The organism is Cellulomonas fulva, assembly GCF_018531375.1.
GTDB classification, from domain to species: Bacteria; Actinomycetota; Actinomycetes; order Actinomycetales; family Cellulomonadaceae; genus Cellulomonas; species Cellulomonas fulva.
In genome coordinates this window covers 1525704-1552096 of the sequence record NZ_JAHBOH010000001.1, presented here as the reverse complement: position 1 = coordinate 1552096, position 26393 = coordinate 1525704, and the positions used below count along the sequence as shown (strand labels likewise).

The following is a 26393-nucleotide window of genomic DNA, read 5'->3' as shown; positions in this document are numbered from 1 at the left end:
CGAGGCGGCGGTCGGCCTGCTGCACCGCCAGATGGCAGGCTGGACCAGTCCCGCGAGCACGTCGTGGCGCCCGTCCACCTCGTCGTGCGTGGATCCACCCGCGGCGGGGGCTAGCCGCACGCGAGCGAGCGGCCCCCGTCACGAACGTCGTTACCCGGTCGAAGGAGACCCATCCCGTGAGCACCCCTGTGCCCCCTCTCGTCCCCCCGGCGGGCCACCCTGCCGGCCCCGGGACGACGACCACCACGACCGCGATCATCGACCTCGACCTGCCCGGTGCGACGATCAGCCGGCACGTGTACGGGCACTTCGCGGAGCATCTGGGCCGGTGCGTCTACGGCGGCTTCTGGGTGGGAGAGGACTCACCGCTCCCCCACGTGCGTGGCATCCGGTCCGACGTCGTGGCGGCCTTGCGGGCCCTGCAGGTCCCGAACCTGCGCTGGCCCGGCGGTTGCTTCGCCGACGACTACCACTGGCGCGACGGGATCGGCCCGCGCGACCAGCGGCCTCGGATGGTCAACTCGCACTGGGGCGACGTCGTGGAGGACAACGCGTTCGGGACCCACGAGTTCATGGACCTGTGCGAGATGCTCGGCGCGGACCCGTACGTGTCGGGCAACATCGGGTCCGGCAGCGTGGCGGAGATGTCGGACTGGGTCGAGTACCTGACCCGGGCGGACGAGTCGCCGATGGCGGCGCTGCGGCGGGCGAACGGGCGCGACGAGCCGTGGCGCGTGCCGTTCTGGGGGTTGGGGAACGAGGCGTGGGGGTGCGGGGGGAACCTGCGCGCGGAGCAGTTCGCGTCGTTGGCTCGGCAGTACGCCACCTACTCGCGCAACCACGGCGGCAACGCCCTGTACCGGATCGCTGCGGGCGCGAACGAGTCGGACCTGCACTGGACCGAGACCTTGATGCGTTCGTTCGACGACCTGGCCGCCGACCCGGCCGAGCCGGCTCGGCCGTTCCAGGCCGTGTCGCTGCACTACTACACGATGTCCGGCTCGTGGGGTGACAAGGGTGACGCCACCGGCTTCAGCACGGACGAGTGGTACACGACGATGGCCAGGGCTCACCGCATCGAGGAGCTGCTCACCCGCCACTCGACGGTGATGGACCGGTACGACCCCCATCGCAAGGTCGGCCTGGTCGTCGACGAGTGGGGCACCTGGTGGAACGTCGAGAAGGGCACGAACCCGGGGTTCCTGTACCAGCAGAACACGCTGCGCGACGCGCTGGTCGCGTCCGTGCACCTCGATGCGTTCCACCGGCACGCCGAGCGGGTCGTGATGGCGAACATCGCGCAGACGGTCAACGTGCTGCAGGCGATGATCCTGACCGACCCCGACACCGGCGCGCTGGTGCTCACCCCGACCTACCACGTGTTCGCGATGAACACCGGGCACCACGACGCCGCCGCGCTCGCCGTGCACCTGCGCGGCGTGGAGACCCGGACCGTCGACGGGACGGAGCTGCCGCTGGTCTCGGCGTCCGCGTCGGTCAAGGGGGACACCGCCCTGGTCTCGTTGTCGAACCTCGACGCGGACAGCGACCGCACGGTCGTGCTCGACCTGCGGGGCCGCGACGTCGTCGGGCACGAGGCGCGGGTGCTGACCGCGCCCGCCCTGGACGCCCACAACACTCCCGGTCGGCTCGACGCCGTCGCCCCGACCGCGCACGACGGCGTGCGGCCCCACCCACGCGGGCTCGAGATCGACCTCCCCGCCCACGCGTACGTCACCGTCCGTCTCGGCCTCCGGTGACGGACCACGGCAGCCGGGCGCTCCCCCTCGCCGACCCGGTCCTCGACGACGTCGACGGCACAGCGCCATGACGGCGCGACTGGTGCCGGAGCTCGAGGCGCGCCGGCACCTCGTCGAGGACTACGCGGAGCCCGGGGAGATCCCCGAGGCGGTCGCCGCGCGGTGGAAGGCGCCGTTCGGGCCGCCCGAGGACTGGAACCTGACCGTGGTCGACCAGGTGGTCCCCGGTCGCCACGGCCCGGTACCGACGCGCGTCTACGCGCCGGTCGGCGCGGTGCCCGACGCCGGCCGACCGTGCCTGGTCTGGATGCACGGCGGCGCCTTCGCGTGGGGCGACCTCGACATGGCGGAGGCGCACGAGGTCGCCCGTGGCATCGCCGGCCGCGCGAACGCCGTCGTCGTCTCGGTCGACTACCGCCTGTGCCCGGTGATGCCCGAGCTCGGCGGCACGGTTGGCGACCGCGTCGACGAGCGCGGCGAGCCGGTCCGGTTCCCCGTCCCGCAGGACGACTGCATGGCCGTGCTCGACGCCGTGCGCCAGGAGCCGGCACGCTTCGGGGTCGACGCGGCTCGGGTCGCGATCGGCGGCGCGAGCGCGGGCGCCTTCCTCGCGGCCGCGGTGACCCTGCGAGCCGTCGAGGACGGCGAGGCGCCCTGGCAGGCCTTGCTGGTGTACCCGATGCTGCACCCCGAGGTGCCGCCGCTCGGGGCCGAGCTCGCGGAGGCGGTCGCAGCTGCCCCGCGCGCGCTGCAGTTCCCGCAGTGGATGGTCGAGGCCACGAACCGCACGGTGCTCGGCCGCGAGCCGGGACGGTCCGACGACGAGGCGTTCCCCGGCCTCGCCGCCCGTCTCGAGGGGTTCCCGCCGACCTACGTGGAGAACGCCGAGCTCGACGCGTTCCGGGCGAGCGGCGAGCTCTTCAGCAAGCGGCTGCGTGCCGCCGGCGTCGACGTGGTCGAGGTCACCCGGGCGGGCGTGCCGCACGGCCACCTCGACTCGACGGGGTTCGGGCCCGCGTGGGACACCCTGGACGGTCTCGCCCAGCGGCTCGGCGCCCCTGCGACAGCGGATCGGCAGCCGTCGACCCCCCGGACCTGACCCGTCGACCATCGTGAGGTGCCCGGCCGGGAGGGACCGGAGGAGGCACCGTGGACCAGAGGAGACCTCCATGCCCCACGACGCGCACGCGCTCGACGAGCTCCGCGTGGACGGGGCGCCACCGTCGGACGCGCCGCTGAACCACGTGTGGAACCGGTGCGTGGGTGCGGGCCGGGCCAACGAGGCCCTGCGCGCGGACTGGCAGGCCCACTTCCGCGAGGCCGTGGACGTGCTGGGGGTCCGCTCCGTGCGCTTCCACGGGCTGTTCCACGACGACATGTTCGTGTACCGCGCCACCTATGGCGGCGGCTTCGCCCCGCCGGAGGTGCTGCCCCAGCCGCAGATCACCTTCAGCTACGTCGACATGGTGTTCGACGCGATCCTCGACGCGGGCGCACGCCCGTTCGTCGAGCTGGGGTTCATGCCCCGGGAGCTGGCCACCCAGACCGAGACGCTGTTCTGGTGGAAGGCGCACTGCAGCCCGCCCACCGACATGGCGGAGTGGGTCCGCCTCGTGACCGCGACCGTCGAGCACTGGGTCGAGCGCTACGGCCGCGACGAGGTGCGGCAGTGGCGGTTCGAGGTCTGGAACGAGCCCAACCTGGTGCCGCACTTCTGGACCGGGACCCGCACCGAGTACTTCGAGCTGTACGAGGCGACCGCGCGCGCGATCACGTCGATCGACCCGCTGCTGAAGGTGGGCGGCCCCGCGACCTCGGTGTTCGTCCCCGACGCGCGGTACAGCGGCGACACCTACGACCGCACGGCCGAGCTCGCCACGGCCCAGGCGCCCGACCCGGACGCGCTCGACTGGCAGCCGGTCTGGGTCCGCGAGCTCATCGACTACTGCGCCGAGCGGGACCTCCCCGTGGACTTCCTCTCGACCCACCTCTACCCGACGGACTACGCGGCCGACGGGACCGGCGGCGGGTTCACGGCGATCCACCGCCACGTGGACGCCACCGAGCAGGACCTGCGCCTCCTGCAGGAGCTCATCGCGGCGAGCCCGTACCCCGACGCCGAGCTGCACATCACGGAGTGGTCGAGCTCGCCGTCGAGCCGCGACCGCACGCACGACACGCTGTTCGCGGCCACCTACATCACGCGCGCCTTCCTCAAGGGCGCTGCGCTGGCCGACTCGATCTCCTACTGGACGTTCACCGACCTCTTCGAGGAGGGCGGCGCGGGTCTCGGCCCGTTCCACGGCGGCTTCGGGTTCGTCAACGAGCAGGGCATCCACAAGCCCACGTTCCACGCCGTCGCGATGCTGAGCCGGTTGGGCAACCGCGTCGTGCACCAGGACGAGCAGGGCGTCATCACGCGTTCCTCCGAGGACGGCCGCGTATCGGCGGTGTTCCTCAACTACCCCGCCGAGATGGGCACCCGCGGTGTCGAGCAGCACGACTCGTACGCCGCGGCGCGCGCGTACCGGGAGATCGGGACGGCGCGGCGGGTGCGCCACACCGTCACCGGCCTCGAACCGGGGACGGTCTTCGGCGTCGAGCTGCTCGACTGGGAGCACGGCAACGCTGCGGAGGCATGGCACCGGATGGGAGAGCCGGTCAACCTCACCCGCGCCCAGACCGCCGAGCTGAAGGCCGTCGCGGACGGCTTGCGCCGGTGGACCGTGCCGGTCGCCCCGTCGGGCGTCCTCGAGATCGACATCGACCTGCCGGCCTGGGCCGTCGCGTCCGTCGCCCCGGTCGCGGCCCCACGACCGTCCTCGACACCGAGGCCGTGACGGAGCAGGCGTGACGTCCGGGGACCGGCACGTCGTCGAACCGCAGGTCAGACGACGAGCGGCGGGACCCCCGTGAGCCGCTCGTACGCCTCGAGGTACCGCTCGCGCGTGCGCCGGACGACGTCCTGCGGCAGCTTGGGCGGCGGTGCGTCGGACGCCCGCTCCCAGCCCGACGCCGCAGAGGTCAGCCAGTCGCGCACGAACTGCTTGTCGAAGCTGGGCTGGGGGTGGCCCGGCTGCCACGCCGCGGCGGGCCAGAACCGCGACGAGTCGGGCGTCAGCACCTCGTCGCCCAGCGTGACGGCGCCCGTGACCGGGTCGGTGCCGAACTCGAGCTTGGTGTCCGCGAGGATGACGCCGCGCTCGCGCGCGATCGCCTCGGCACGGGCGTAGACCGCGAGCGTGAGGTCCCGCAGCGTCGCCGCGGTCTCGTCGCCGACGGTCGCCTCGACCACCGAGAACGGCACGTTCTCGTCGTGGTCGCCGAGTTCGGCCTTGGTCGCGGGCGTGAAGATCGGCTCCGGGAGCCGCGAGCCGTCGACGAGCCCGGCGGGCAGCGCGATCCCCGTGACCTCGCCCGACCCGCGGTACTCCGCGAGCCCGGAGCCCGTCAGGTACCCGCGCACCACGCACTCGACGGGGAACATCTCGAGCCGCCGGCAGATCATCGCCCGGCCGGCGACGGCCGCGGGCACCGCGGTGGAGACCACGTGGCTCGGCACCAGGTCCGCGAGCTGCTCGAACCACCACAGGCTGAGCTGCGTCAGGACCACGCCCTTGTCGGGGATCCCGGGCGAGAGCACGTGGTCGTACGCCGAGACTCGGTCGCTCGCGACGACGAGCACGACGTCGCCGTGCTCGGCGCGGACCGCGCGGCCCTCGTCGGACTCGTCGGGCACGTACAGGTCCCGGACCTTGCCGGAGTAGGTGTGCGCCCAGCCGGCGAGCGAGGCGGGCAGGACATCCGTGGCGTCAGCAGTCACGGACCCAGTGTGACGGCCCGGGGCGCTCCGGGGCACCCCTGCCCACGGCCGGCGCACCCGGGCGCACGCACGGGGCCCGGGGATGGGCGCCACCCCCGGGCCCCGCGCGCGGTGCTCAGCCGGCCGTGCAGCTCACCGGCGTGGCGGTCGTCGGGGCGGAGCCCGACCCGGTCCAGCCGTAGGAGGTGCTCGCACCCGCGCCGAGCGCACCGTTCCACGCGGCGTTCGCCACGGTCAGCGTGCTCCCGGACTGCGAGAACGTGCCGGACCACCCCTGCACCCCGCCGGTGCTCGCGAGCCCCAGCGACGTGGTCCACCGGGAGATCGTCCCGGCGCCGGCGGTGACCGTCACCGTGGCCTGGTAGCCGCCGCCCCAGGAGTTGATCTCGGTGACCCGGGCCGAGCAGCCGCCGCCCGTCGGGGTCGGGGTGGCCGGGGTCGCGCTCGGCGTCGTCGGCGTGGGCGAGGTCGTGGCCGTCGGCGTGCCGGTCGGGGTCGGCTCGGGGCTGCTGCCGCCGAACGTGATCCGCAGCGTGCCGTCGGCGTTGAACGACCACGCCAGCGCCCCGGAGTACGCCGAGCAGGCCGAGCTGTTCGAGCCGGACCAGAACGCGTTGTTGCCCCGGTCGGTCCCGACGATCCGGTCGTTCGACCCGCTCGAGCAGGAGACGTTGCCGCTGAAGACGGACGTCCCGCCGTCGAAGTTGAAGTTCCGCTCCTCGTTCCCGACGCTCACGTTGTTCGAGATCGTCATCGAGCCAGGGTTGCTGTTGAACGTGAACCCGTGCTTGCCGTTGTCGACCGCGTAGCTGTTCCTGACCACGTGGTCGACCTTGATGTCCTCGCCGCCGAGCTTGAACCCGTTGCGGTCGCCCGCGCCGGCCTGGCCGCCGCCGCTGAGCGTGCCGTTCTGGAACGCCAGCGAGTGCTCGATCGTCACCGGGCCGATCGCCCCGGTGTCGGTCTTGGTGTAGAGGTCCCAGCCGTCGTCGATGTTGTGGTGCGAGACGGTGTCCCGGAACACGTTGCCCGTGCCGACGGTGAGCTTCGCCGCGAAGCCGTCCGCGTCCTCGCCGTCCGAGTCCACGTTGTCGTGCGACTCGCTGCTCACGACCAGGTTGTTCGAGGGCCAGTCGGCCTTCGGGGTGTCGGAGGCCATGCGCGAGATCTGCAGGCCCGTGTCGCGGTTGTTCCGCGTCACGACCCGCTCGACGACGTTGTTGCTGCCGCCGAGCGAGATCCCGTTGTCGCCCGCGCGCTGCACGACGATCCCGTACAGGTGCCAGTAGTCCGCGTTGAGCGACAGGCCACGGTTGGTCGAGAGCTCCGTCTGGGCCGAGAAGTCCAGAACCGGCGTCTCGCCCGGGTACGCGGACAGCAGCGTGCGGTCCCCGGCCGTCCCGTCCTTGCCGGGCGGGATCACGACGGTCTGCGAGAGCCGGTACGTGCCGCCCCGCAGGAAGATCTCGCCGCCGGACGCGACCCTGCTGATGGCCGACTCGAGCGTCGTGGGGCTGCTCAGCGTCCCCGCCGCGCTCGCGCTGCCGGTGGGCGCCACGTAGAGCGTGCCGGCGCCGGGCGTCGGCCCGCCGGTCGGCGACGGCGTCGGCTCGGGGCTGGACGTGGGCGTGGGGGTGGGCGTCGGGCCCGAGCCCGCGTACGTCTGGAGCTCGGCGACCTGCGGGGTCCCGCTCGCACCGGTGATGTCCAGCGTCACCTTCGTCAGCGAGGTGGCCGGGAAGGCGATCGCGCCGGCCCCGCTCCCCGTGGCCAGGACGGCGCCCGTGCCGCCGTCGAGCACGCGCCACGTGCCGATCCGCCCGGTGGCCCCCGGCGCCTCGACGACGACGAGGGACGAGATCGTCTTCGCGCTCGACCACTTCACCGAGATGCGGCCCGTGGTGCCGACCGGCGACCAGTAGGTGCTCGTCGAGCCGTCGACGACGTTGCCGTAGCTGGTCCCGCTGGCCTTGCTCGATCCGTCGGCGCCGGCCCCGATGCTGAGGTTGGTGCCCGAGGGCGGCGTGGTCGGGTTGCTCGTCGGCGTGGTGGTCGGGGTCGGCGTCGGCGTCGGCGACGTGGTCGTCGTCGGGGTGGGCGTCGGCGTGACCGGGTTGCACGAGCCGTCGGCCACCTGCAGGCCCTTGTTGGCGCCGGCGGTACGGCTCACGATGTCCGGCACGCAGCTCGCGGAGTTCAGGGTGTACGAGTACGGCACGCTGAACGAGGTGGTCGAGGCGAACGCCGGTCCCGCCGGGTTCATGTCCTCGCCCTTCGGGGACCACGTGACGTTGTCGAGGATGTTCCCGCTGGTCTGCCAGGTGCCCGGCAGGTCGGTGTAGAACGTGCCGAGCACGTCCTTGCTGTCCTCGAAGTAGTTGTTCTCGACCTTCGCCTTGCCGCCCGCGCGCGGGTTGATGCCCGACTCGTTGAGCGAGTGGTACCAGTTGTTGTAGATGTGCGCGGTCGCCCCGCGCAGCAGCGGCGTGCGCGAGTCGATGTTCTCGTACTTGTTGTGGTGGAAGGTCACCGGCCCGTTGCCGAGGTCGCTGTCCGACGAGCCGACGAGGCCGCCGCGGCCCGAGTTGCGCAGCACCGAGTACGAGAGCGTGACGTACTTGACGCCGGCCTTCATGTCGAACAGCCCGTCGAAGCCCTCGGACTCCCCGCCCGCCGCCTCGAGCGTCACGTGGTCGACCCACACGTTGCTGACGCTGCTCTCCATGCCGATCGCGTCGCCGCCGTTCGACGTCGGGGAGCCCGACTTCTTCACGTTCTTGACGGTGACGTTCTGGATGACGATGTTCTTGGCCTCGCGGATGTGGATGCCGATCTGGTCGAACGTGGCACCGCTGCCGACGCCGACGAGGGTCACGTTGCTGACCTGCTTGAGCTCGATCACCCCGGCGGCCGTGTTGCAGCTGTCGCCCGAGACCTTGGCCGTGTTGCCCACCGTGATCGTGCCGCTGACCTGGATCGTGATCGGCGTGCTGTCGCTCGCGCGACTGCACAGCGCCTGGTGGATCGCGGTGCCCGTGGTCGCCGTGACCACCGCGCCGCCCGCGCCACCGGTCGTGCCGCCGTTCTGCGTGGCGTACCCGGTGACACCACCGGTCGCGGCCTGGGCGGCGGTCAGGGACGTGATCCCGAGGGCGGCTGCGACCGCCACCGTGGACCCGACTGCGACGAGTCGTGCTGCGACTGGTCGTCTCATCACTTGCCTCACCTTCGACATGACGGATGTGCGAGGGCGCGCGCCGCGACGGGCCTTCCGTCGCCTGTGGGCGTGCATGGTCGGCGCGACGGGTCCGTGCGCTGGGGCACGGCCGACGTCGCGCTCGCGCGCGCACCGGGTGGGTGCGGTGCCGGGCCGGCGGCGGCGGCCGTGACGGCGCCTCGTGCGCCGTGCGTACCTCCGGCGGCCTCGTCGGCAGCGCCCCCACGTTGGGACCTTCCGTCGCGACGAGCCGTGCCGAACCCGCGTCACCCCACTCGGGTAACCGGTTTCTCGATCGTAGGCAAGCGCATTCCCGGGCACAACAGGTGGGCGCGACCAGCAGTCCGCCCAAACGATTCAGGCGTGCCCGGGCTCTCCGGGCCGGCGCAGGGGCCGCTCTCGCTACGGCGCGACGGCGGAAGCGGCGATGTCGGTCCGGTGGTGGCTGTCCGCGAGCTCGATCTCGGCGACACCGGCGTACGCGGCCGCACGGGCCGCGGTCAGGTCCGGACCGGTCCCGACGACCGAGAGCACGCGCCCGCCCGCACTCACCACGTGGCCCGCTGCGTCGAGCGCCGTACCGGCGTGCAGCACGTGCGCGTCCGGCACCCCCTCCGCACGGTCGAGCCCGTGGATCGGGTCGCCCGTCCGCTGCTGGACCGGGTAGCCGGACGACGAGACGACGACCGTGACCGCCGCGTCGTCGGACCAGTCGAGCGGCGGCAGCGCGGCGAGCGCGCCGGTGGCGGTGGCGAGCAGCACGCCGGCGAGCGGCGTGCGCAGCCGCGCGAGCACCACCTGGGTCTCCGGGTCGCCGAACCGCGCGTTGAACTCGACGACGCGCAGCCCGCGCGAGGTCAGCGCCAGGCCGCAGTAGAGCACGCCCACGAACGGCGTCCCCCGACGAGCCATCTGCGCCACCGTGGGCCGCGCGACGGTCTCGAGGACCTCCGCGACGAGGCCGTCCGGCGCCCACGGCAGCGGCGTGTAGGCGCCCATGCCGCCGGTGTTGGGCCCGTGGTCGCCGTCCAGCAGGCGCTTGAAGTCCTGCGCGGGGACCAGGGGCACCACGTCGGTACCGTCGGACAGCACGAACAGCGAGACCTCGGGCCCGTCGAGGTACTCCTCCACGACGACCGCGCCGCCGTCCTTGGCCAGGCAGGCGCGCGCGTGGTCGTACGCGATCGCCCGGTCCTCGGTGACGACGACGCCCTTGCCGGCGGCCAGGCCGTCCTCCTTGACCACGTAGGGCGCGCCGAACGCGTCGAGCGCCGCGGCGATGTCCTCGACCCTCGTGACCAGCCGGGGCTCGGCCGTCGGGACGTCCGCTTCCCGCATGACCTCCTTGGCGAAGGCCTTCGAGCCCTCGAGCCGCGCCGCGGCGCCGGACGGCCCGAACACGGGGATCCCGATCGCCCGGACCGCGTCCGCGACGCCCGCGACGAGCGGGGCCTCGGGTCCGACGACGACGAGGTCCACCCCGAGCCCGCGGGCGAGCTCCGCGACCGCGAGCCCGTCGAGCTGGTCCACCGCGTGCAGCGTCGCGAGCGTCCCGATGCCGGGGTTCCCCGGTGCGGCGTGCAGCCCGGTGACGGACGGGTCGAGCGAGAGCGCCCGGACGATCGCGTGCTCACGGGCTCCGGTACCGACGACGAGGATCTTCACGCGGCGAGCGTACCGGCGCCGCCCGGCGCCGGATCGAGGCGTCCGCGGGGTCAGTCGTCGACCGGCAGCGGGAACACGTCGAGGTAGACCCGCACGCGGCGGCGGCCGTCCCGCTCGCCCGCGTCCTTGCGTGCCTTGGCCGCGTCCGTGTGCCGGTCGAGCACCTCCTGGAGCTCGCGGCCGAGCTCCGCGGCCTCGTCGAGCGTCAGGTCCGACGAGGACGCGGTGTGCAGCGCGGACTCGTCCCACGGCGCCGCGGACTCGATCGAGGCGAACCACGCCTGCAGCGTCTCGGCGCGCTCCTCGATCACGGCGCGCAGCGCCGTCTCCGCGGCGAGCCGCGACGCCGGGTCCTCGAGGTGCCGGCTGTCGAGGCTGAAGCCGATCGGCCGCCACCAGCGCTCGCGCCCGCCCGTCGGAGCGTTCGGGTCGTCCTCGATCAGGCCGTGCCGCTCGAGCTGCCGCAGGTGGTAGCTCGTCTGGCCCGTGCTCTCCCCCAGGGCGCGCGCGACCTGGCTCGCGGTGCCCGAGCCGTGCGCGGACAGCCACCGGTACATCGCGATCCGGAGCGGGTGCGCGAACGCCTTGAGCGCCTCGGTGCCCAGGGGGTGGTGCAGCCCGTCGACGGGGGTCTTGCGCTCGGCCATATGCAGAGATACCTTTGCATCGCTTCCTTTGCAGAGATCTCTTTGCATCGAGTTCTCTGCATCCTTCGACGATCGTAACGGGGTAGGCCATGACGACCAGCACGCACGCGCCGCGCAGCACCGCCGCTGGCGCACCCTCGACCGCGGCGGGCACTGCCGGCACGGCGGACGCCACCGGCGCCGCCACGCCCGTGCCCGCCGACGCGCCCGCCCCCGTCGAGCCGCTCGGCCGGCGCTTCGGCGCGCTGCTCACGGTCACCGGCCTGGCGAACCTCGGCGACGGCATCGTCCAGATGGGCGCACCGCTGGTCGCGCTCACGCTGACCCGCTCCCCCGGGCAGATCTCCCTCCTCGCGGCGGCGACGTGGCTGCCCTGGCTGCTGCTGGGCATCCTCGGCGGCGTCGTGATCGACCGCACCGACCGCCGCCGGGCCCAGGCGATCGCGCTGGCCGGCCGCGCGGTGCTGCTGGGCGTCGGCGCCGCGCTCGCCCTGACGGACCGGCTGTCGATGCCCGTGCTCGTCGTGCTCGTGCTGGTCTACGGCGTGACCGAGGTGTTCGCGGACCTGGCGCAGACGTCGCTGGTGCCGGACCTGGTGCCGCGCAGCCGGCTCCAGGCGGCCAACGGTCGCGTGCTCGCGACGCAGCAGGTGCTCAACACCTTCGTCGGCAGCCCGCTCGCGGGCGGGCTCCTGGCGCTCGGCACCGGCTGGGTGCTCGGCGTGCCCGCCGCGCTCGCCGTCGCTGCGGTGCTGGTGCTCCTGCGCGGCATCCCGGGGCGCTACCGCGCGGAGCGGACCGAGCCCACGCGCGCCTCCGCCGACGTGCGCGAGGGCGTCCGGTACGTGTTCCACCACCCGGTGCTGCGCCCGTTCGTTCTCGGCGGCGGCGTGATGAACATGGCGAGCACCGCGTACACGGCCGTGTTCGTGCTGTGGGTCGTCGGCCCCGGGTCGCGCATGGAGGTCGCCCCGACCGTCTACCCGCTGCTCGCCGCGGTGATCGCCGTCGGCGCGGTGACCGGCTCGCTGCTGACCGAGCGCCTGGTCCGCCGGCTCCCGGAGCTGCGCGTGATGTACGTGTGCTGGCTCGTCGTCGGGCCGCTCTTCCTGGCGCCGGTCCTGGCGCCGAACCTGCCGGCGCTCGTCGTCGTGCTGTTCCTGGTCGGCGCCACGAACACGATCGGCAACACGATCTCGATGTCGCTGCGCCAGCGCGTGGTCCCGCGGGCGCTGCTCGGACGCACCGCGGGCGCCGGGCGGACCATCGGGTACGGCCTGATGCCGGTCGGTGCCCTGCTCGGCGGTCTCGTGGCCGAGCAGGCCGGGGTCGGCGCCGTGCTCGTCGGCGCCGCCGTGGTCTCGCTGCTCGCGGCGCTCTACCCGGTCCTGACGGTGAACCGCGGCACGGTCGTCGCCGCCGAGGCCGCGAACGCCTGACGGCGGGTCATGCCGTGCCGTGAGGTCGCGCCGAGCAACGCGCGACCTCACGCACAGGCGCGACCTCACACGTCGGCACCGGGCCGACGGACGTCAGTCGAGGAGGTCGTGCTTGATGATCGTCGCCTCGCGCCCCGGGCCGACGCCGATCGCGCTGATGCGCGTCCCGGACACCTGCTCGAGGTGGTCGAGGTAGCGCTGCGCGTTGACCGGCAGGTCGTCCCACTCCCGCGCGCCCGAGATGTCCTCGCTCCAGCCGGGCAGGTACTCGTACACGGGCGTCGCGTGGTGGAAGTCGCTCTGGTCGTCGGGCATCTCGTCGAACCGGCGGCCACCGACCTCGTAGGCCACGCACACCGGGATCTGCTCGCGGCCCGTCAGGACGTCCAGCTTGGTGAGCACGATGTCCGTGAGCCCGTTGACGCGCGCGGCGTACCGGGAGACCACCGAGTCGTACCAGCCGGTCCGACGAGGACGCCCCGTGGTGGTGCCGAACTCGCCGCCGGTCTGGCGCAGCCACTCGCCGTCCGCGTCCAGCAGCTCGGTGGGGAACGGGCCCTCGCCGACGCGCGTGGTGTACGCCTTGGCGACGCCCACGACGCGGTCGATCCGCGTGGGCCCCACGCCCGAGCCGGTGCACGCGCCGCCGGCGGTGGCCGACGACGAGGTGACGAACGGGTAGGTGCCGTGGTCGATGTCCAGCATCGTGGCCTGACCCGCCTCGAACACCAGCGTCTTGCCCGCGTCGAGCGCGCGGTTGAGCTCGAGGGGCGTGTCCGCGACGTACGGGCGCAGCCGCTCGGCGTACTGCAGGAGGTCCTCGACCGTCTCGTCGACCGTGATCGCGCGGCGGTTGTAGACCTTCACCAGCAGGTGGTTCTTCTGGTCGAGCGCGCCCTCGACCTTCTGCCGCAGGATCCCCTCGTCGAACAGGTCCTGGATGCGCACGCCGACGCGGTTGATCTTGTCCGCGTACGTGGGGCCGATGCCGCGGCCCGTGGTGCCGATCCGGCGCTTGCCGAGGAAGCGCTCCGTCACCTTGTCCACGGTGCGGTTGTACGGCGCGATGACGTGCGCCGCGGAGGAGACGAGCAGGCGCGAGGTGTCCACCCCGCGGGCCTCGAGCGCGTCGATCTCCGAGAAGAGGACCTCGATGTCGATCACGACGCCGTTGCCGATGACGGGGACGACGCCGGGCGACAGGATGCCCGACGGCAGCAGGTGCAGCGCGTACTTCTCGCCGCCGACGACGACCGTGTGGCCGGCGTTGTTGCCGCCGTTGAACTTCACGACGTAGTCGATGCGCGATCCGAGCTGGTCGGTCGCCTTGCCCTTGCCCTCGTCGCCCCACTGGACGCCGAGCACCACGACGGCGGGCATCTGATCACCACTCCTAGGCTGTGCCACGTCTGCCGGAGGACGCGCCGCGGCCGAGGGAAGCCCAGGGGGCGTCGGCCGGACGGGCACGGGGCGGCAGAGGCCCGGTACCTCCGAGAGGGTACCCGAGGGTCAAGGAACGGTCATGTCCCGTCCGCGCTCAGCGGAGCGCCGAGACCTCCTCCGGGGACGTCCCCGAGTCCGCCAGGAACTGCTCGCAGCGCTGGGCCTCGTCCTGCTCGCCGATCGCCTCGGCGGCCTCCGCGAGCGCCAGCAGCGAGCGCAGGAACCCCTGGTTCGGGGCGTGGTCCGCCGGGACGGGGCCCTGCCCGCGCCAGCCCGCGCGCCGCAGCGCGTCGAGGCCGCGGTGGTACCCGGTGCGCGCGTAGGCGTACGCGGCCACCGGGTCACCGGTGTCCCGCAGCGCCTCCTCGGCGAGCAGCGCCCAGACCAGCGAGGCGCTGGGCGCCACGCGCACGGCGTCACGGTACGACGAGCCGTCCGCCAGGACGGAGCGCGCGTCGGCATCGGGGCCCTCGGCGGGCAGCAGCGTGGGCGCCGGCCCACCGAGCAGGTTCTCGTGGCTCATGCGGACCAGTCTGCCTCGTCGGCCCGGTCGCGGGGCCACGGACGCCCCGGGACCAGCACGACGCGCGAGAGCGTCAGGCGTCTCGGCGCCGCTCCGGCGTGGGTACGCAAGGATGGGCCCTACTCGGTCACCGTGACCTGTGCCTCGTCGGCGTCGGGCACGTTCGTGGCGACGACGGTGGCAGCACCAGCCGAGACGTCGGCCGGAAGCACCGCCTCCAGGGAGGCGTCTCCGTCCGAGTCGGCCGGGGCTGAGCCGAGCTCGAAGGTCTCACCCCCCGGAGCGCAGCACCAGGTCGACCGAGTCGATCGGCGGCGCAGCGCCCTCTCCCTGGTCGTGGCACGCGCTGTAGGCACCCTCGACCGTGACCGTGACCGTCCCGCCCGCCGGCACGCTCGCTGACGACAGGGTGATCGTCGGCGACTCGCACGCCGACTCGCCCTGGGTGCAGCCAGCCAAGGCGAGCCCACCCACTGCAGCAAGACCGACGAGACCCATGGCCCCCCACGCACGATCTCGACTCACGGTCCGGATCTCCTCGCTCACGGGAACAGCATCACCCAGGCCCGCAGGTCACCGGCACCGAGCTCTCGACAGCATGCCGCACAACTGGCACTGCGCGGGCCGTTGCCAGCAAGATCGGCGTCGCAGGTGTTCACCGCGCCTCGCCGGCGCCCGCAGGAGACCGCTGCGCGTCCCCTGAGTGCGCGACTCCAGGGAGCACTCCGGTCGTCTCAGGCGGACGTCCTCCGCGTGTGACCGGTGTGGTGACGTCACCGCAATCGTGCGTACCGGACAGATGTCCGACTCGCCGCGCGCGAGCGGATGCGCGGCGCTGGGAGCGCAACTACAGTCGAGCGGGCCGAGACCCCGCGGCCACCCCGAGCAAGGACCGGACATGATCGAGATCTCCACGTCGCCGACGAGCACGACGCTCGTGATCAGCGGCGACCTCGACCTCGCGGAGCGGGACCAGTTCCCCGAGGTCGCCGCGCGCGTGGTCGGGCTGCGGCGCCAGCTCGTCGTCATCGACATGTGCCGCGTGACGTTCATGGACTCGACGGGCGCGGCCTTCCTCATCGCGCTGGCCGACTCCGCCCGCAAGCGGGGCGGCGCGGCCGCGCTGCGCGGGGCGAACCCGCGGGACCTGTTCGTGCTCGAGGTCTGCGGCGCGCTCGACCTGTTCCGCATCGACCCGGAGCACCGGTGCGAGGACGCGGTGCCGCAGACGGACTTCTCGGCCCCGGCCGCGAACTGAGCCCCACGCGGTTCTCCCGCTGCGCCGGAGGCGCGGCGGCGCAGCGGCGCTCGTCGTGACGTGCCTCTGAACCGCGCGTCCTGACGCGCGGCTGCGACGCCTCAGCGCGCGGAGGAAGGCAGCGCGCCCGGCCGCACCTTGGCCCAGACGACCTTGCCGCGGCTGGACTGCCGCCAGCCCCAGTCGGCCAGCCGCTCGACGATCTGCATGCCGAACCCGCCCACGCGGCCCGGGTGCCCGTCGGTCGTCACGGGCGGAGCCGAGTTTCCGTCCTCCACCTCGATGCGCAGCCCGTCGCCCGTGTCGTAGAGCTGCAGCGACACGTGGCCGTAGCCGTGCAGCACCGCGTTCGCGACGAGCTCGGAGACGACGAGCTCGGCGTTGGAGGCGTCGGGCATGTCCCACGCGTGGCACGTGCGGACCACCGCGTGCCGGGCGCGGCCGACCGACGCGGCCTCGCTGGGCAGGGACCAGCGCCGACGACGAGGGCTGCGCCCGCGCTCGGCGGCGTCGCGCGGGTCCGGGACGCGCACGACGACGACCGCGACGTCGTCCTCGGGGTGGTCGGCGAGCCGGGACAGCAGCTCCTCGCCGATGCCCGCCGAGTCCCGCGCCGTGACCGCGCCGACGATGCCGCACAGCGCCTGCAGGCCCTCGCGCAGGTCGCGGTCGCGCCGCTCGATCAGGCCGTCGGTGTAGTACACCAGGACGTCGCCAGGCTCGAGCCGCACCGTCTCGGTGGCACGCGCGCCGCTGCCGAACCCGATCAGCGGGCCGCCGGCGCCGGACAGCTGGTCGACGTGCCCGCCCCGGGCATGCAGCGCCGGCAGGTGCCCCGCGCGCGAGTACTCGAGCGACCAGCCGCCGCCGTCGCGCCGCAGCGTGGACAGCACCAGACCCGCCGACCGCGGGATCCGCATGCCGGCGACGAGCTGGTCGACGCGCTCGAGCACGGGTCCGGGCGTCGTCACGTCGAACGCGTAGGAGCGGACCACCGAGCGCAGCTGCCCCATGGCGGCGGCCGCCTCGACGTCGTGCCCGACGACGTCGCCGATCACGATCCCGACCACGTCCGGGTCGATCTGCAGCACGTCGTACCAGTCGCCGCCGACCTGGGCGTTCTCGGAGTTGGGCGCGTAGTAGGTCCACACGTCGAGCCCGTCGACCTCGGCCTGCTGCGGGAGCATCGCGCGCTGCAGCGTCTCCGCGAGCCGGTGCTCACGGTCGTACAGCCGCGCGTTGTCGAGCGTCAGGCCCACGCGACGCGCCGTGAGCTCGACGACCGTGCGGGTGGAGGTCTCCAGGCCGGTCAGGCCCCCGCCGTAGCGGCCCACGACGACGAGCACGCCGATCACGCGGCGCCGGCCGGGGACCGGGTAGACGACGACCCGCCCGTCGGTGAGGTCCCCGAGGTCGTCCACGCCCGCCTGGGCGGCGAGCCAGTACGACGCCGAGCCGCGCGGGTAGTCGCCGCGCACGTCCACCTCGACGGGCCGGTCCCGGTCGCCGTCGAGCAGCGCCTGCACCGCGTCGCGCTCGACCGCGGCCTCGTCGCCGCCGTCGGGCCGACGGGACTCGCCGTGCCGGCTCCCGCGGCCTGACGGCGGACGGCGCCCGTCGAGCTCGTCGGGCGTCCGCAGGCCCCCGTCGTTCACGTAGAACGCCGCGCCGCCGACGACCGAGCGCCGCAGGAGCGTCGCGACCTCGTGCAGCGGCGTCGCCATGTCCGTGACGTCCATCAGCAGGTCCGAGACCTGCGCGATGATCCCGAGGCAGCGCCGCTCCCGGCGCTCCGACTCCATGAGCGCGGCCTGCTCGGCGTCGTGCGAGGTCTGCTCGGTGAGGTCGTGGAACGCCGCCACCCAGGTCGCGACCGGTGCGTCCTCGCGGGCCGGGCCGCCGGCGATCGGCGAGACGTGCACCTGGCAGGGGAAGAGCGTGCCGTCCGCGCGCCGCAGCGTCAGGGTCGCAGAGGTGGCGCGGCCCGCGCGGATGGCCTCGCGTGCGGCCGTGAGCTCGTCGTGCCGGCGCACCCCGGCCGGGACCAGGTCGTGCTGGTGGGCCCGCGCGCCCGACGCGTCGTACCCGGTCATGCGCGCGAACGCGTCGTTCGCCCAGACGACCTCGAGCGTCCCGCCGTCGAGCAGCGCGAACGGCACCAGGGTGTGCCGCATCGCCTCCGCCAGCACGGCGTCGTGGGCCGGCAGACCGGCGGTCGCGGTGGCCTCGTCGATCAGCTCGGGCACATTCGTCGGCCCCGGGGTGTTGACCACCACCACCTCCGATCGTCTAGCGTGCAAAACATGACCGCGCCCCTGCAGCGCGGCTCGTGGAAGGAGCACCGTGCGCGACGGTAACAGCACGAGCGGGACCGAGCCCGCCCACCGGCCGGCCGACCCGGCACGTGGCGAGGGAGAACCGGGCGGCGTGCACGTCATCGTCGGGGCCGACGCCACGCGGATCGTCCTGTCCGGGGAGGTCGACGCCGACCTGGGCACAGAGCTGCAGGAGGCGACCGCCGCGGCGGAGAACGCCGGCCTGCCGATCGAGGTCGACGCCCATCACGTGACCTTCATGGACTCCTCCGGCGTGGCGTTCCTCGCCCGCCTGTCGATCCGCTCGCAGCACCGCGTCCGGCTGCTGCGCGTCCCGCCGACCGTGCGCTTCCTGCTGGAGGTGACGCGGATCGGCGAGCTCATCGACGTGGTCGACGAGCCCGACGGACGCGAGTTCCAACCGGTCGCACCGGACACGCTGCTGTCCTGACGACGCCCCCGTGACGCACGAGAGCGCGGCCCCCGCAGGGACCGCGCTCTCGACGTGTCGACGCTCGGAGGAGCAGCGTCAGCGGATCTTCTGGCCCGCCGAGCGCAGCTGCTGGCACGCCTCGACGATGCGGGCGGCCATGCCGGCCTCGGCCAGCTTGCCCCAGGCGCGCGGGTCGTAGGCCTTCTTGTTGCCGACCTCGCCGTCGACCTTCAGCACGCCGTCGTAGTTGCGGAAGAAGTGGTCCGCGACGGGCCGGCTGAACGCGTACTGCGTGTCCGTGTCGATGTTCATCTTGATGACGCCGTTGTCGACCGCCTCGGCGATCTCCTCGGCCGTCGAGCCCGAGCCGCCGTGGAAGACCAGGTCGAACGGCGACTCCTTGCCGATCTCGGCGCCGACGGCCTTCTGGATGTCCGCGAGGATCGACGGACGCAGCTTCACCGCACCCGGCTTGTAGACGCCGTGCACGTTGCCGAACGTGAGGGCCGTCAGGTAGCGGCCCTTCTCGCCCGAGCCCAGCGCCTTGACCGTCGCCAGGCCGTCCTCGGCCGTCGTGTACAGCTTGTCGTTGATCGCGGCCTCGTGGCCGTCCTCCTCGCCACCCACGACGCCGACCTCGATCTCGAGGATCGTGCGCGCGGCCTGCGAGAGCTCGAGCAGCTCCGCCGCGATGACCAGGTTCTCCTCGAGCGGGATGTCCGAGCCGTCGAACATGTGCGACTGGAACGTCGGCTCCTCGCCGCGCTTCACCTGCTCCGCCTCGAGCGCGAGCAGCGGGCGGACCCACGAGTCCAGGTTCTTCTTCACGCAGTGGTCGGTGTGCAGGGCGATCGTGACGTCGTAGCCCTTCGCGACCTCACGCGCGTAGGCGGCGAGCGCGAGCGACCCGGCGATGCGGTCCTTCACGGTCGAGCCGGCCGCGTACTCCGCGCCGCCGACGGACACCTGGATGATGCCGTCCGACTCGGCCTCCGCGAAGCCCTGGATGGCGGCGGTGACGGTCTGCGACGACGTGATGTTCACGGCCGGGTAGGCGAACTTGCCCGCCTTCGCCCGGTCGATCATCTCGGCGTACACCTCGGGGGTGGCGATGGCCATGCGCTCACATCTCCTGTGGCTGGATGGGGGTGGTGTCGCCACCGAGTTTGCCACTACCGGCGGACGCCGTGCGCAGGACGTCCTGCCCATGGACGCAGGCGCCCGTCGTCGGACGCCGCAGGCGTCACCGCACGACGACGGGCACCGCGGCGGACGACCCCGCGTACACCGAGCTCGGGACGTAGACCGCGGTCAGGCGGTGGGTCCCCCGGGTGGTCAGCCGGACCGAGGTCCGCACGACCCCGTGCGCCCCGGCGGTGAGCGAGAGCGTGCGCACCGTCGTCGTCCCGTCCTTGACCGTCACCTTGCCGGTCGGGACCACGCCCGACGAGCCCGAGACCGCGACGAGGAGGACGACCGACCCGTCCCGCGGGACGGATGAGGCCGAGGCGACCACCGCGGTCGACGACCGCAGCCTCGGCACCGTGACCGCCGCCGAGACCGAGGTCCCGCTGCCGGTTCCAGCCCGCTGCGCCGTCACCCGGACGGCGAGCGTGCGGCCGACGTCTGCGGTGCCGACCCGGTAGGACGCGCGGGTCGCACCGGCGACGGGCTGCCCTGCGCGGAGCCACTGGTAGGTCACGTACGGGTCGGTCACCGCCCACCCGCCTGGGCTCGCGGTCAGCGAGCCACCGACGACGGGGGCTCCGGAGACCTGGGGTCGGGACCACGCGCGGACGAGCGGCTGGAACCTCAGGAGCAGCCCGCGGCCGGCGTCGGCCACGTAGACGCGTCCCGCCTCGTCGGTCGTCACGGCGGCGGGGCGGAGCAGGTAGTCGGGCAGGGCGGGGTCGGCCTGCCCGAAGGCCGTCTGGAACCGACCGTCCGCCGAGTAGATCGCGACGCGGTGCCGTTCCGGGTCGACGACGTAGGCCCGGCCGTCGGCGTCGACGGCCACGTCCTGCGCGGACCTGAGCCGCTGCTCGGACGTCCCGGTCGACCCGAACGTCGCCAGCAGCCGGCCCCCCGCCGTGAACCGGCGGACGACGCCGAGCGAGCCGTCCGTCACGTACACGGTCCCGTCGGGCGCGGCGTCCATGCCGGTCGGGAACGCGAGCTGGTGCTCGTCGGACCACTCGGTGAGGAACGTCAGGTCCGCCGCGAACACGCTGACGGAGTGTCGCACCACGTCGGCGACGTACACGCGACCGTCGGACGCGACGGCCACCGCGGACGGCCTCCCGAAGCCGCCGGGCTTGGCCAGCGTGTTCGTGGTGAGGGGCCGACCGTGCGCGACCTCGCGGGACGCGACCACGACACGGGAGTTGATGTAGTCGGAGACGATCGCGTCGGTCGGGGTGAGGTCCACGTCCCAGGGGGTGATCGAGAGCCCGTCCACGGTCCCCCAGGCGGAGCCGTACCCGCCGTACCGCAGCCCGACCGGGTACTCCTCCGTGTCGGTGGGCGTCGAGACCACCCACCGTTCCCCACCGGCGACGGCCGCGCCCATCAGCGTCCCCGCCCGGTGGAAGCTCTCGGCTCCCTCGTACCGGAGGAACCCCACGGTGGCGGCGTCGCTCCGCGGCGCGGCCACGGGCACGACGGCGAGCGCCAGCGCGACGACGAGCGCTCCGCCCCTGGCACGACGACCGAACTGGACCACGACGACTCCGATCCGCCGGCACCCTCCGACGGGTGCGCTCGGATCCGATGGTCGCGGTCCGGCGCCCCGGAGTCTCCTGGATTTCGCTCGCCGCGGTCACGGCTCCAGGACACCCGCGTGCCGGGTGATCCAGGAGTGCATCGCGATCGCGGCGGCCGCGCTCGCGTTGATGGACCGGGTCGAGCCGAACTGCGCGATGTGCAGGACGTCGATGGCTGCCGCGCGCGCCTCGTCGGACAGCCCGACGGACTCCTGGCCGAACAGCAGGACGCACGACCGCGGGAGGGGGTACCCCTCGAGCGGCACCGAGCCCGGGAGGTTGTCCACGCCCAGCACGGGCAGGTTCTCCTGGTTCGCCCACGCGATGAGCTCGGCGACGTCGGGGTGGTGCCGCACGTGCTGGTAGCGGTCGGTCACCATGGCGCCGCGGCGGTTCCAGCGGCGGCGGCCGACGATGTGCACCTCGCAGGCGAGGAACGCGTTGGCGGTGCGGACCACCGACCCGATGTTGAGGTCGTGCTGCCAGTTCTCGATCGCCACGTGGAAGGAGTGCCGGCGCCGGTCCAGGTCGGCGACGATCGCCTCGACCGTCCAGTACCGGTACCGGTCCGCGACGTTGCGCCGGTCGCCGTGCGCGAGCAGCTCCGGGTCGTACCGCTCGTCGTCGGGCCACGCGTCCTCGCCGCCGGGCCACGGCGGCACCCCTACGTCGGACTCGTCCACGCCCCCACGGTAGCGAGCCGTCGTGGGGGCGCACGCGGAGGCATGCCGAGACCTGCCGCGAGACCCGCGGCAGGCCCGCCCGGTCCGCACAGCGTCCGCACAGCCGGCCCACAGGCGCGCCACGGGCCGCACCGTAGGCTGGCCGCATGCTTGCCACGACCGCGCTCGCCGCCCTGCCCGGGGTCGGCCCCGTCGGCGCTCTCGGGCCGGACTTCCTGGACGCCGACCACCTGATCTCCTCGTTCGGGACCTACGCGCTGCTCGGCATCGTGATCGTCGTGTTCGTCGAGACGGGGCTGCTGTTCCCCCTCCTGCCCGGCGACTCGCTGCTGTTCACCGCGGGGGCGCTCGTCGCGCAGGAGGTCCTCGACTTCCCGCTCTGGCTGCTCTGCCTGCTGATCTTCCTGGCGGCGTTCCTCGGCGACCAGACCGCGTTCCTGATCGGGCGCAAGCTCGGGCCCAAGGTCTTCAGCAAGCCCGACTCGCGGTTCTTCAAGCAGGCCTACATCGACCAGACGTACCGCTACTTCGACCGGTACGGCGGCCGGACGATCATCGTCGCGCGGTTCGTCCCCATCGTCCGGACGTACGCGCCGGTCGCGGCCGGCGTCGGGAACATGCGGTACCGGCACTTCGTGTCGTTCAACGTGATCGGCGCCCTGCTGTGGGGCGTCGGCGTGACGCTGCTCGGCTACGCGCTCGGCACCATCCCGTTCGTCAAGGACAACATCGAGGCGCTGCTCGTCGTCGTGGTCCTGATCTCCGTGCTGCCCGTCGTGTGGGAGCTGTGGCGTGCGCGTCGCCGCGAGCGCGACCCGCGGTACGACGAGCCGCACGAGCGGGCCGAGGTCGAGAAGGAGGCCTTCGAGTGACCCGCGAGATCCGGTCCTGGCTGTCCGACATGGACGGCGTCCTGGTGCACGAGGGGATCGCGGTCCCCGGCGCCGCGGAGTTCGTGCGCGCGCTGCGTGACGCCGACCGCCCGTTCCTGGTGCTGACCAACAACTCGATCTTCACGCCGCGCGACCTGCGCGCGCGGCTCGCCGCCACGGGGATCGACCTGCCCGAGGAGTCGATCTGGACCTCGGCGTTGGCCACCGCGCAGTTCCTGGTCGACCAGATGCCCGACGGCTCCGCGTACGTCATCGGCGAGGCCGGCCTGACCACCGCGCTCTACGAGGCCGGGTACACGCTCACCGCCGCCCAGCCGGACTTCGTGGTGCTCGGGGAGACCCGGACGTACTCGTTCGAGGCGATCACGCAGGCGATCCGGCTGATCCAGGGCGGCGCCCGGTTCATCTGCACCAACCCGGACGTGACCGGCCCGTCGATCGAGGGCGACCTGCCCGCGACCGGCGCCGTCGCCGCGATGATCCAGGCCGCGACGGGGCGCCAGCCCTACTTCGTCGGGAAGCCCAACCCGATGATGATCCGCTCGGCGCTCAACCGGATCGACGCGCACTCGGAGTACACCGCCATGGTCGGTGACCGCATGGACACCGACGTGGTCGCGGGCATCGAGGCGGGTCTGCGCACGTTCCTGGTCCTCACCGGCTCCACCCGCGAGTCCGACGTCGAGCGCTTCCCGTTCCGTCCGTCCGAGATCGTCGCCTCGGTGGCGGACCTGGTGGACCGCGTCCGCTGACGGCTCGTCAGCGGACCGTCAGAACTGGACCGTGGGCGCCTGGCGGACCTGCGGGTCCTCGACCTCGAAGTACTCGGCGCGCTCGAAGTGGAACATGCCCGCGATGACGTTCGTCGGGAACGTCTCGACCTTGGTGTTCATGGCGCGGACGTTCGCGTTGTAGAAGCGCCGGGACGCGGCGATCCGGTCCTCGGTGGTCGTCAGCTCGGCCTGCAGCTGCTGGAAGTTCTCGCTCGCGCGCAGCACGGGGTAGTTCTCGGCGACGGCGAACAGCCGGCCCAGCGCCTGGGTGAGCTGGTTCTCCTGCGCGGCCTGCTCCGCGACGCTCGCGCCCGGGCCGGCGGCGGCCGCGCGGGCCTGCGTGACCTCGTCGAACACCGCGCGCTCGTGCGCCGCGTAGCCCTTGACGGTCTCGACGAGGTTCGGGATCAGGTCGTGCCGGCGGTGCAGCTCGACGTCGATCTGCCGCCACGACTCCTGGACCAGGTTCCGCAGCCGGACCAGGCCGTTGTACTGCGCCACCGCCCAGATCAGCACGATGACGACGAGCGCGACCACGACGATCGCGACGATGGCTCCAGCGGTCACTGCAGTTCCTTCCGTCGGGGTCCGTCCAGCCTAGCGAGCGAGCGGGTCGTACCCGTGGTCCAGCCAGACGTGCCGGGGCACGGCGTCGGCGATCGCGGCGAGCAGCATGATCCGGCGGTCCAGACGGTCGACGACCGTGCTGCCGGGGCTCCACGTCAGCACCGAGGTCCCCTCGATGCGCCACGGCGGTGCGGACGGCTCCGCGAGCAGCCGCTCGACGAGCCGCGGGTGGAGGATCGCGTGGCCCACGGCCAGGTCGGTCGCCCGGGACGCGAAACGCCTGTTGAACTCGTCCGACTCGACGTCCAGGCTGTGCGCGCCGAAAGCCGTCGCCAGGCGGGAGGCCACCGTCTCCGGCGCGACCTCGAGGTCCGGCAGGAACGCCGGCAGGTCCATCGCCACGACGTGGAACCGGTGCGTGGTGGTCTCGGTCTCGCCCTTCGCGTTCGTCGTGCGGGTCTCGTAGCTGTACGCGAACGACCGCACGGGCCGGCCGCGGTAGGTGCCCTCGACCGTCTCGCTGATGCGGCGCCGGTCGCCGGTGCCGAACGGGCGGCCACGCCATCGCGTGACCAGGGCGCGGTCCTCCGGGACGCGGCGCCACCCACGGGCGAGCGCCCAGGCGCTGATCGCCTCCTGCCGCTTGCGGTGCTGGTGGGCGGACAGCACCAGGACGCCGACGACCGCCAGGGCGCCGAGCACGAGCACCGCGACGAACCCGCCGCCCTCCATCGTCGTCCCCTCGTCGGGTCTCAGACGAGGCCGAGGTCCGCGAGCGTGAACAGGGCGTGGTACGGCACCCCGAGCGCCTCGATCTTGGCCTGCGCGCCAGTCGCCCGGTCCACGATCACGGCCACGCCGAGCACCTCGGCTCCCGCCTCACGAGCGGCCTCGACCGCAGCGATCGGCGAGCCGCCCGTGGTCGAGGTGTCCTCGAGCACCACGACCTTGCGCCCCGCGACGTCCGGGCCCTCGATCCGGCGCTGCATGCCGTGCGCCTTGGCCTCCTTGCGCACGACGAACGCGTCCACGTCCTGGCCGCGGCTCGCGGCCGCGTGCAGGATCGAGGTCGCCACCGGGTCCGCGCCCAGCGTCAGCCCACCGACGGCGTCCACCTCGGCGGTGCCGAGGCCCGCCTCCTCGAGCATGTCGAGCATCAGGTGGCCGATCAGCGGCGCCGCGCGGTGGTGCAGCGTGACGCGTCGCAGGTCGACGTAGTAGTCGGCCTCGCGGCCCGACGAGAGCGTGACCTTGCCGTGCACCACGGCCAGGTCCTGGATGAGGGTGAGCAGCTGCGCGCGCGGCGAGGCGCCAAGGATGTCGTCGGTCACGGCCCCGAGGCTACCGGCCGGCCCCGACGCGCTCGTCGGACCGCGTCGTCAGCCCTCGCCCTGCTCGATCGCCTTGCGGTAGCGGCCCACCGCGCGCACGGCGCTGCGCGGCGCGAGCCGCGCGACGGCGGACACCGCGCGGTACCGCAGGCTGGGGGTGGAGATCACGACGGCGTGCCGCACGTCGGCGAGCGCCGTGGCGACCACCTTGTCCGCGTTGAGCCACGCGACCTCGGGGTACGCGCTCACGTCGATCGCGCCCCGCTCGTGGAACTCGGTGTGCACGAACCCCGGGCACAGCGCCGTCGCGGTGACGCCGGTCCCCTTGAGCTCGACCGCGAGGCCCTCCGTGAACGAGCGCACCCAGGCCTTGTGCGCCGAGTACGTGCCGGACGCCAGCAGCGCCGCCACGGACGCCACGTTGAGGATCGCGCCGCGGCCCCGCGCCACCATCGCGCCCGCGGCCGCGTGGGACAGCACCAGCGGGGTGCGGACCATGAGGTCGAGCGCCTTGACCTCCGCCGCCAAGTCACCGGTGACGAAGCGCTGGTTGAGACCGAGGCCGGCGTTGTTGACCAGGAGCCCGACGGGGTCCTGGTCCTGGCGCAGCCGGTCCGCGACGCGCTCGACGTCCCCCGCATCGGTCAGGTCGGCGACGAGCGTCTGCACGTGGACGCCCGCGGCGGCCTCGAGCTGTCCCGCGAGCCGCGTGAGCCGCTCCTCGCTGCGCGCGACGAGGACGAGGTCGTGCCGGGCCGTCGCGAGCTGCCACGCGAACTCCAGGCCGAGTCCGGCGGACGCGCCGGTCACGAGTGCGGTTCCCATGCGGCAACCCTACGGAGCACCCGGCTGTTTGGTCAT

The 26393-nt window shown here is 73.2% G+C and carries 23 protein-coding genes; 8 read left to right on the top strand and 15 right to left on the bottom strand.

What is annotated here, in order from left to right:
- Nucleotides 1-188 precede the first annotated feature (188 nt).
- The 3 genes from KIN34_RS06920 to KIN34_RS06910 all read left to right on the top strand — a co-directional run bounded on the left by KIN34_RS06920 (nt 189) and on the right by KIN34_RS06910 (nt 4600).
- Nucleotides 189-1760: an alpha-N-arabinofuranosidase gene (locus tag KIN34_RS06920; protein ID WP_372449553.1), complete on the top strand. Its 1572-nt coding sequence runs from the start codon at nt 189-191 to the stop codon at nt 1758-1760.
- A gap of 67 nt (nt 1761-1827) precedes the next feature.
- Nucleotides 1828-2859, top strand: coding sequence for an alpha/beta hydrolase fold domain-containing protein (locus tag KIN34_RS06915; protein WP_214348483.1), 1032 nt, complete (start codon nt 1828-1830; stop codon nt 2857-2859).
- Nucleotides 2860-2929: 70 nt separating this feature from the next.
- The gene (locus tag KIN34_RS06910; protein WP_214348480.1) at nt 2930-4600 is read left to right on the top strand and encodes a GH39 family glycosyl hydrolase; all 1671 of its coding nucleotides are present in this window, start codon (nt 2930-2932) and stop codon (nt 4598-4600) included.
- 47 nt (nt 4601-4647) lie between these two features.
- Here the strand turns inward: KIN34_RS06910 and KIN34_RS06905 are convergent, their stop codons facing one another.
- From KIN34_RS06905 to KIN34_RS06890, 4 genes are all read right to left on the bottom strand, one after another.
- A complete protein-coding gene (locus tag KIN34_RS06905) occupies nt 4648-5583 on the bottom strand; it encodes a phosphoribosylaminoimidazolesuccinocarboxamide synthase (protein ID WP_214348477.1) in 936 nt (311 codons plus the stop codon).
- Nucleotides 5584-5698: 115 nt separating this feature from the next.
- On the bottom strand, nt 5699-8752 hold the full coding sequence (locus tag KIN34_RS06900; protein ID WP_307858125.1) for a right-handed parallel beta-helix repeat-containing protein: 3054 nt from the start codon (nt 8750-8752) through the stop codon (nt 5699-5701).
- 450 nt (nt 8753-9202) lie between these two features.
- Complete coding sequence (purD, locus tag KIN34_RS06895) at nt 9203-10465, bottom strand: phosphoribosylamine--glycine ligase (protein ID WP_214348471.1); 1263 nt, start codon at nt 10463-10465, stop codon at nt 9203-9205.
- 50 nt (nt 10466-10515) lie between these two features.
- A complete protein-coding gene (locus tag KIN34_RS06890; protein WP_214348469.1) occupies nt 10516-11112 on the bottom strand; it encodes a winged helix-turn-helix domain-containing protein in 597 nt (198 codons plus the stop codon).
- 89 nt (nt 11113-11201) lie between these two features.
- On the opposite strand from KIN34_RS06890, the gene KIN34_RS06885 reads away from it, so the two are divergent.
- Nucleotides 11202-12551 (top strand): MFS transporter, encoded by a 1350-nt coding sequence (locus KIN34_RS06885; protein WP_214348467.1) that lies wholly within the window; start codon nt 11202-11204, stop codon nt 12549-12551.
- Nucleotides 12552-12644: 93 nt separating this feature from the next.
- Here KIN34_RS06885 and KIN34_RS06880 read toward each other — a convergent pair whose 3' ends face one another.
- From KIN34_RS06880 to KIN34_RS06870, 3 genes are all read right to left on the bottom strand, one after another.
- The gene (locus KIN34_RS06880) at nt 12645-13931 is read right to left on the bottom strand and encodes an adenylosuccinate synthase (protein ID WP_214348465.1); all 1287 of its coding nucleotides are present in this window, start codon (nt 13929-13931) and stop codon (nt 12645-12647) included.
- 157 nt (nt 13932-14088) lie between these two features.
- A complete protein-coding gene (locus KIN34_RS06875; protein ID WP_214348463.1) occupies nt 14089-14517 on the bottom strand; it encodes a DUF3151 domain-containing protein in 429 nt (142 codons plus the stop codon).
- Nucleotides 14518-14787: 270 nt separating this feature from the next.
- Nucleotides 14788-15063, bottom strand: a complete 276-nt coding sequence (locus tag KIN34_RS06870) for a hypothetical protein (protein ID WP_214348461.1) — start codon at nt 15061-15063, stop codon at nt 14788-14790.
- A gap of 352 nt (nt 15064-15415) precedes the next feature.
- Between KIN34_RS06870 and KIN34_RS06865 the strand changes: the two genes are divergently transcribed.
- Nucleotides 15416-15775, top strand: coding sequence for an STAS domain-containing protein (locus tag KIN34_RS06865; RefSeq protein ID WP_214348459.1), 360 nt, complete (start codon nt 15416-15418; stop codon nt 15773-15775).
- 101 nt (nt 15776-15876) lie between these two features.
- Here the strand turns inward: KIN34_RS06865 and KIN34_RS06860 are convergent, their stop codons facing one another.
- Entirely contained in the window at nt 15877-18051 is a 2175-nt protein-coding gene (locus tag KIN34_RS06860) for a SpoIIE family protein phosphatase (RefSeq protein WP_307858124.1), read from the bottom strand.
- A 67-nt stretch (nt 18052-18118) separates the two neighbouring features.
- Here KIN34_RS06860 and KIN34_RS06855 point away from each other — a divergent pair, with 67 nt between their 5' ends.
- Complete coding sequence (locus KIN34_RS06855; RefSeq protein WP_214348456.1) at nt 18119-18541, top strand: STAS domain-containing protein; 423 nt, start codon at nt 18119-18121, stop codon at nt 18539-18541.
- 78 nt (nt 18542-18619) lie between these two features.
- Here KIN34_RS06855 and fbaA read toward each other — a convergent pair whose 3' ends face one another.
- From fbaA to KIN34_RS06840, 3 genes are all read right to left on the bottom strand, one after another.
- Nucleotides 18620-19642 (bottom strand): class II fructose-bisphosphate aldolase, encoded by a 1023-nt coding sequence (fbaA, locus tag KIN34_RS06850; protein ID WP_214348453.1) that lies wholly within the window; start codon nt 19640-19642, stop codon nt 18620-18622.
- A 124-nt stretch (nt 19643-19766) separates the two neighbouring features.
- A complete protein-coding gene (locus KIN34_RS06845; RefSeq protein WP_214348450.1) occupies nt 19767-21245 on the bottom strand; it encodes an Ig-like domain repeat protein in 1479 nt (492 codons plus the stop codon).
- A gap of 96 nt (nt 21246-21341) precedes the next feature.
- Complete coding sequence (locus KIN34_RS06840; protein ID WP_214348447.1) at nt 21342-21968, bottom strand: TrmH family RNA methyltransferase; 627 nt, start codon at nt 21966-21968, stop codon at nt 21342-21344.
- A gap of 146 nt (nt 21969-22114) precedes the next feature.
- Between KIN34_RS06840 and KIN34_RS06835 the strand changes: the two genes are divergently transcribed.
- Nucleotides 22115-22840 (top strand): VTT domain-containing protein, encoded by a 726-nt coding sequence (locus KIN34_RS06835; protein ID WP_214348444.1) that lies wholly within the window; start codon nt 22115-22117, stop codon nt 22838-22840.
- The gene (locus KIN34_RS06830) at nt 22837-23613 is read left to right on the top strand and encodes an HAD-IIA family hydrolase (RefSeq protein ID WP_214348441.1); all 777 of its coding nucleotides are present in this window, start codon (nt 22837-22839) and stop codon (nt 23611-23613) included. Before KIN34_RS06835 ends, KIN34_RS06830 begins: the two co-directional genes overlap by 4 nt.
- An 18-nt stretch (nt 23614-23631) precedes the next feature.
- Here the strand turns inward: KIN34_RS06830 and KIN34_RS06825 are convergent, their stop codons facing one another.
- From KIN34_RS06825 to KIN34_RS06810, 4 genes are read right to left on the bottom strand one after another with little or no spacing between them, the layout of a single operon-like run.
- Nucleotides 23632-24201 (bottom strand): LemA family protein, encoded by a 570-nt coding sequence (locus KIN34_RS06825; protein WP_214348438.1) that lies wholly within the window; start codon nt 24199-24201, stop codon nt 23632-23634.
- A gap of 30 nt (nt 24202-24231) precedes the next feature.
- Nucleotides 24232-24933, bottom strand: coding sequence for a type III secretion system chaperone family protein (locus KIN34_RS06820; protein WP_214348435.1), 702 nt, complete (start codon nt 24931-24933; stop codon nt 24232-24234).
- Nucleotides 24934-24953: 20 nt separating this feature from the next.
- The gene (gene pyrE, locus KIN34_RS06815; protein WP_214348432.1) at nt 24954-25532 is read right to left on the bottom strand and encodes an orotate phosphoribosyltransferase; all 579 of its coding nucleotides are present in this window, start codon (nt 25530-25532) and stop codon (nt 24954-24956) included.
- Nucleotides 25533-25580: 48 nt separating this feature from the next.
- Nucleotides 25581-26357, bottom strand: coding sequence for an SDR family NAD(P)-dependent oxidoreductase (locus KIN34_RS06810; RefSeq protein WP_214348429.1), 777 nt, complete (start codon nt 26355-26357; stop codon nt 25581-25583).
- Nucleotides 26358-26393 lie beyond the last annotated feature (36 nt).

Coding starts and splice junctions, on each gene's coding strand:
- KIN34_RS06865 (WP_214348459.1), top strand. CDS start 15,416: ATGATCGAGATCTCCACGTCGCCGACGAGCACGACGCTCGTGATCAGC.
- KIN34_RS06875 (WP_214348463.1), bottom strand. CDS start 14,517: ATGAGCCACGAGAACCTGCTCGGTGGGCCGGCGCCCACGCTGCTGCCC.
- KIN34_RS06880 (WP_214348465.1), bottom strand. CDS start 13,931: ATGCCCGCCGTCGTGGTGCTCGGCGTCCAGTGGGGCGACGAGGGCAAG.
- KIN34_RS06885 (WP_214348467.1), top strand. CDS start 11,202: ATGACGACCAGCACGCACGCGCCGCGCAGCACCGCCGCTGGCGCACCC.
- KIN34_RS06910 (WP_214348480.1), top strand. CDS start 2,930: ATGCCCCACGACGCGCACGCGCTCGACGAGCTCCGCGTGGACGGGGCG.
- KIN34_RS06835 (WP_214348444.1), top strand. CDS start 22,115: ATGCTTGCCACGACCGCGCTCGCCGCCCTGCCCGGGGTCGGCCCCGTC.
- KIN34_RS06890 (WP_214348469.1), bottom strand. CDS start 11,112: ATGGCCGAGCGCAAGACCCCCGTCGACGGGCTGCACCACCCCCTGGGC.
- KIN34_RS06810 (WP_214348429.1), bottom strand. CDS start 26,357: ATGGGAACCGCACTCGTGACCGGCGCGTCCGCCGGACTCGGCCTGGAG.
- KIN34_RS06820 (WP_214348435.1), bottom strand. CDS start 24,933: ATGGAGGGCGGCGGGTTCGTCGCGGTGCTCGTGCTCGGCGCCCTGGCG.
- fbaA (WP_214348453.1), bottom strand. CDS start 19,642: ATGGCCATCGCCACCCCCGAGGTGTACGCCGAGATGATCGACCGGGCG.
- KIN34_RS06915 (WP_214348483.1), top strand. CDS start 1,828: ATGACGGCGCGACTGGTGCCGGAGCTCGAGGCGCGCCGGCACCTCGTC.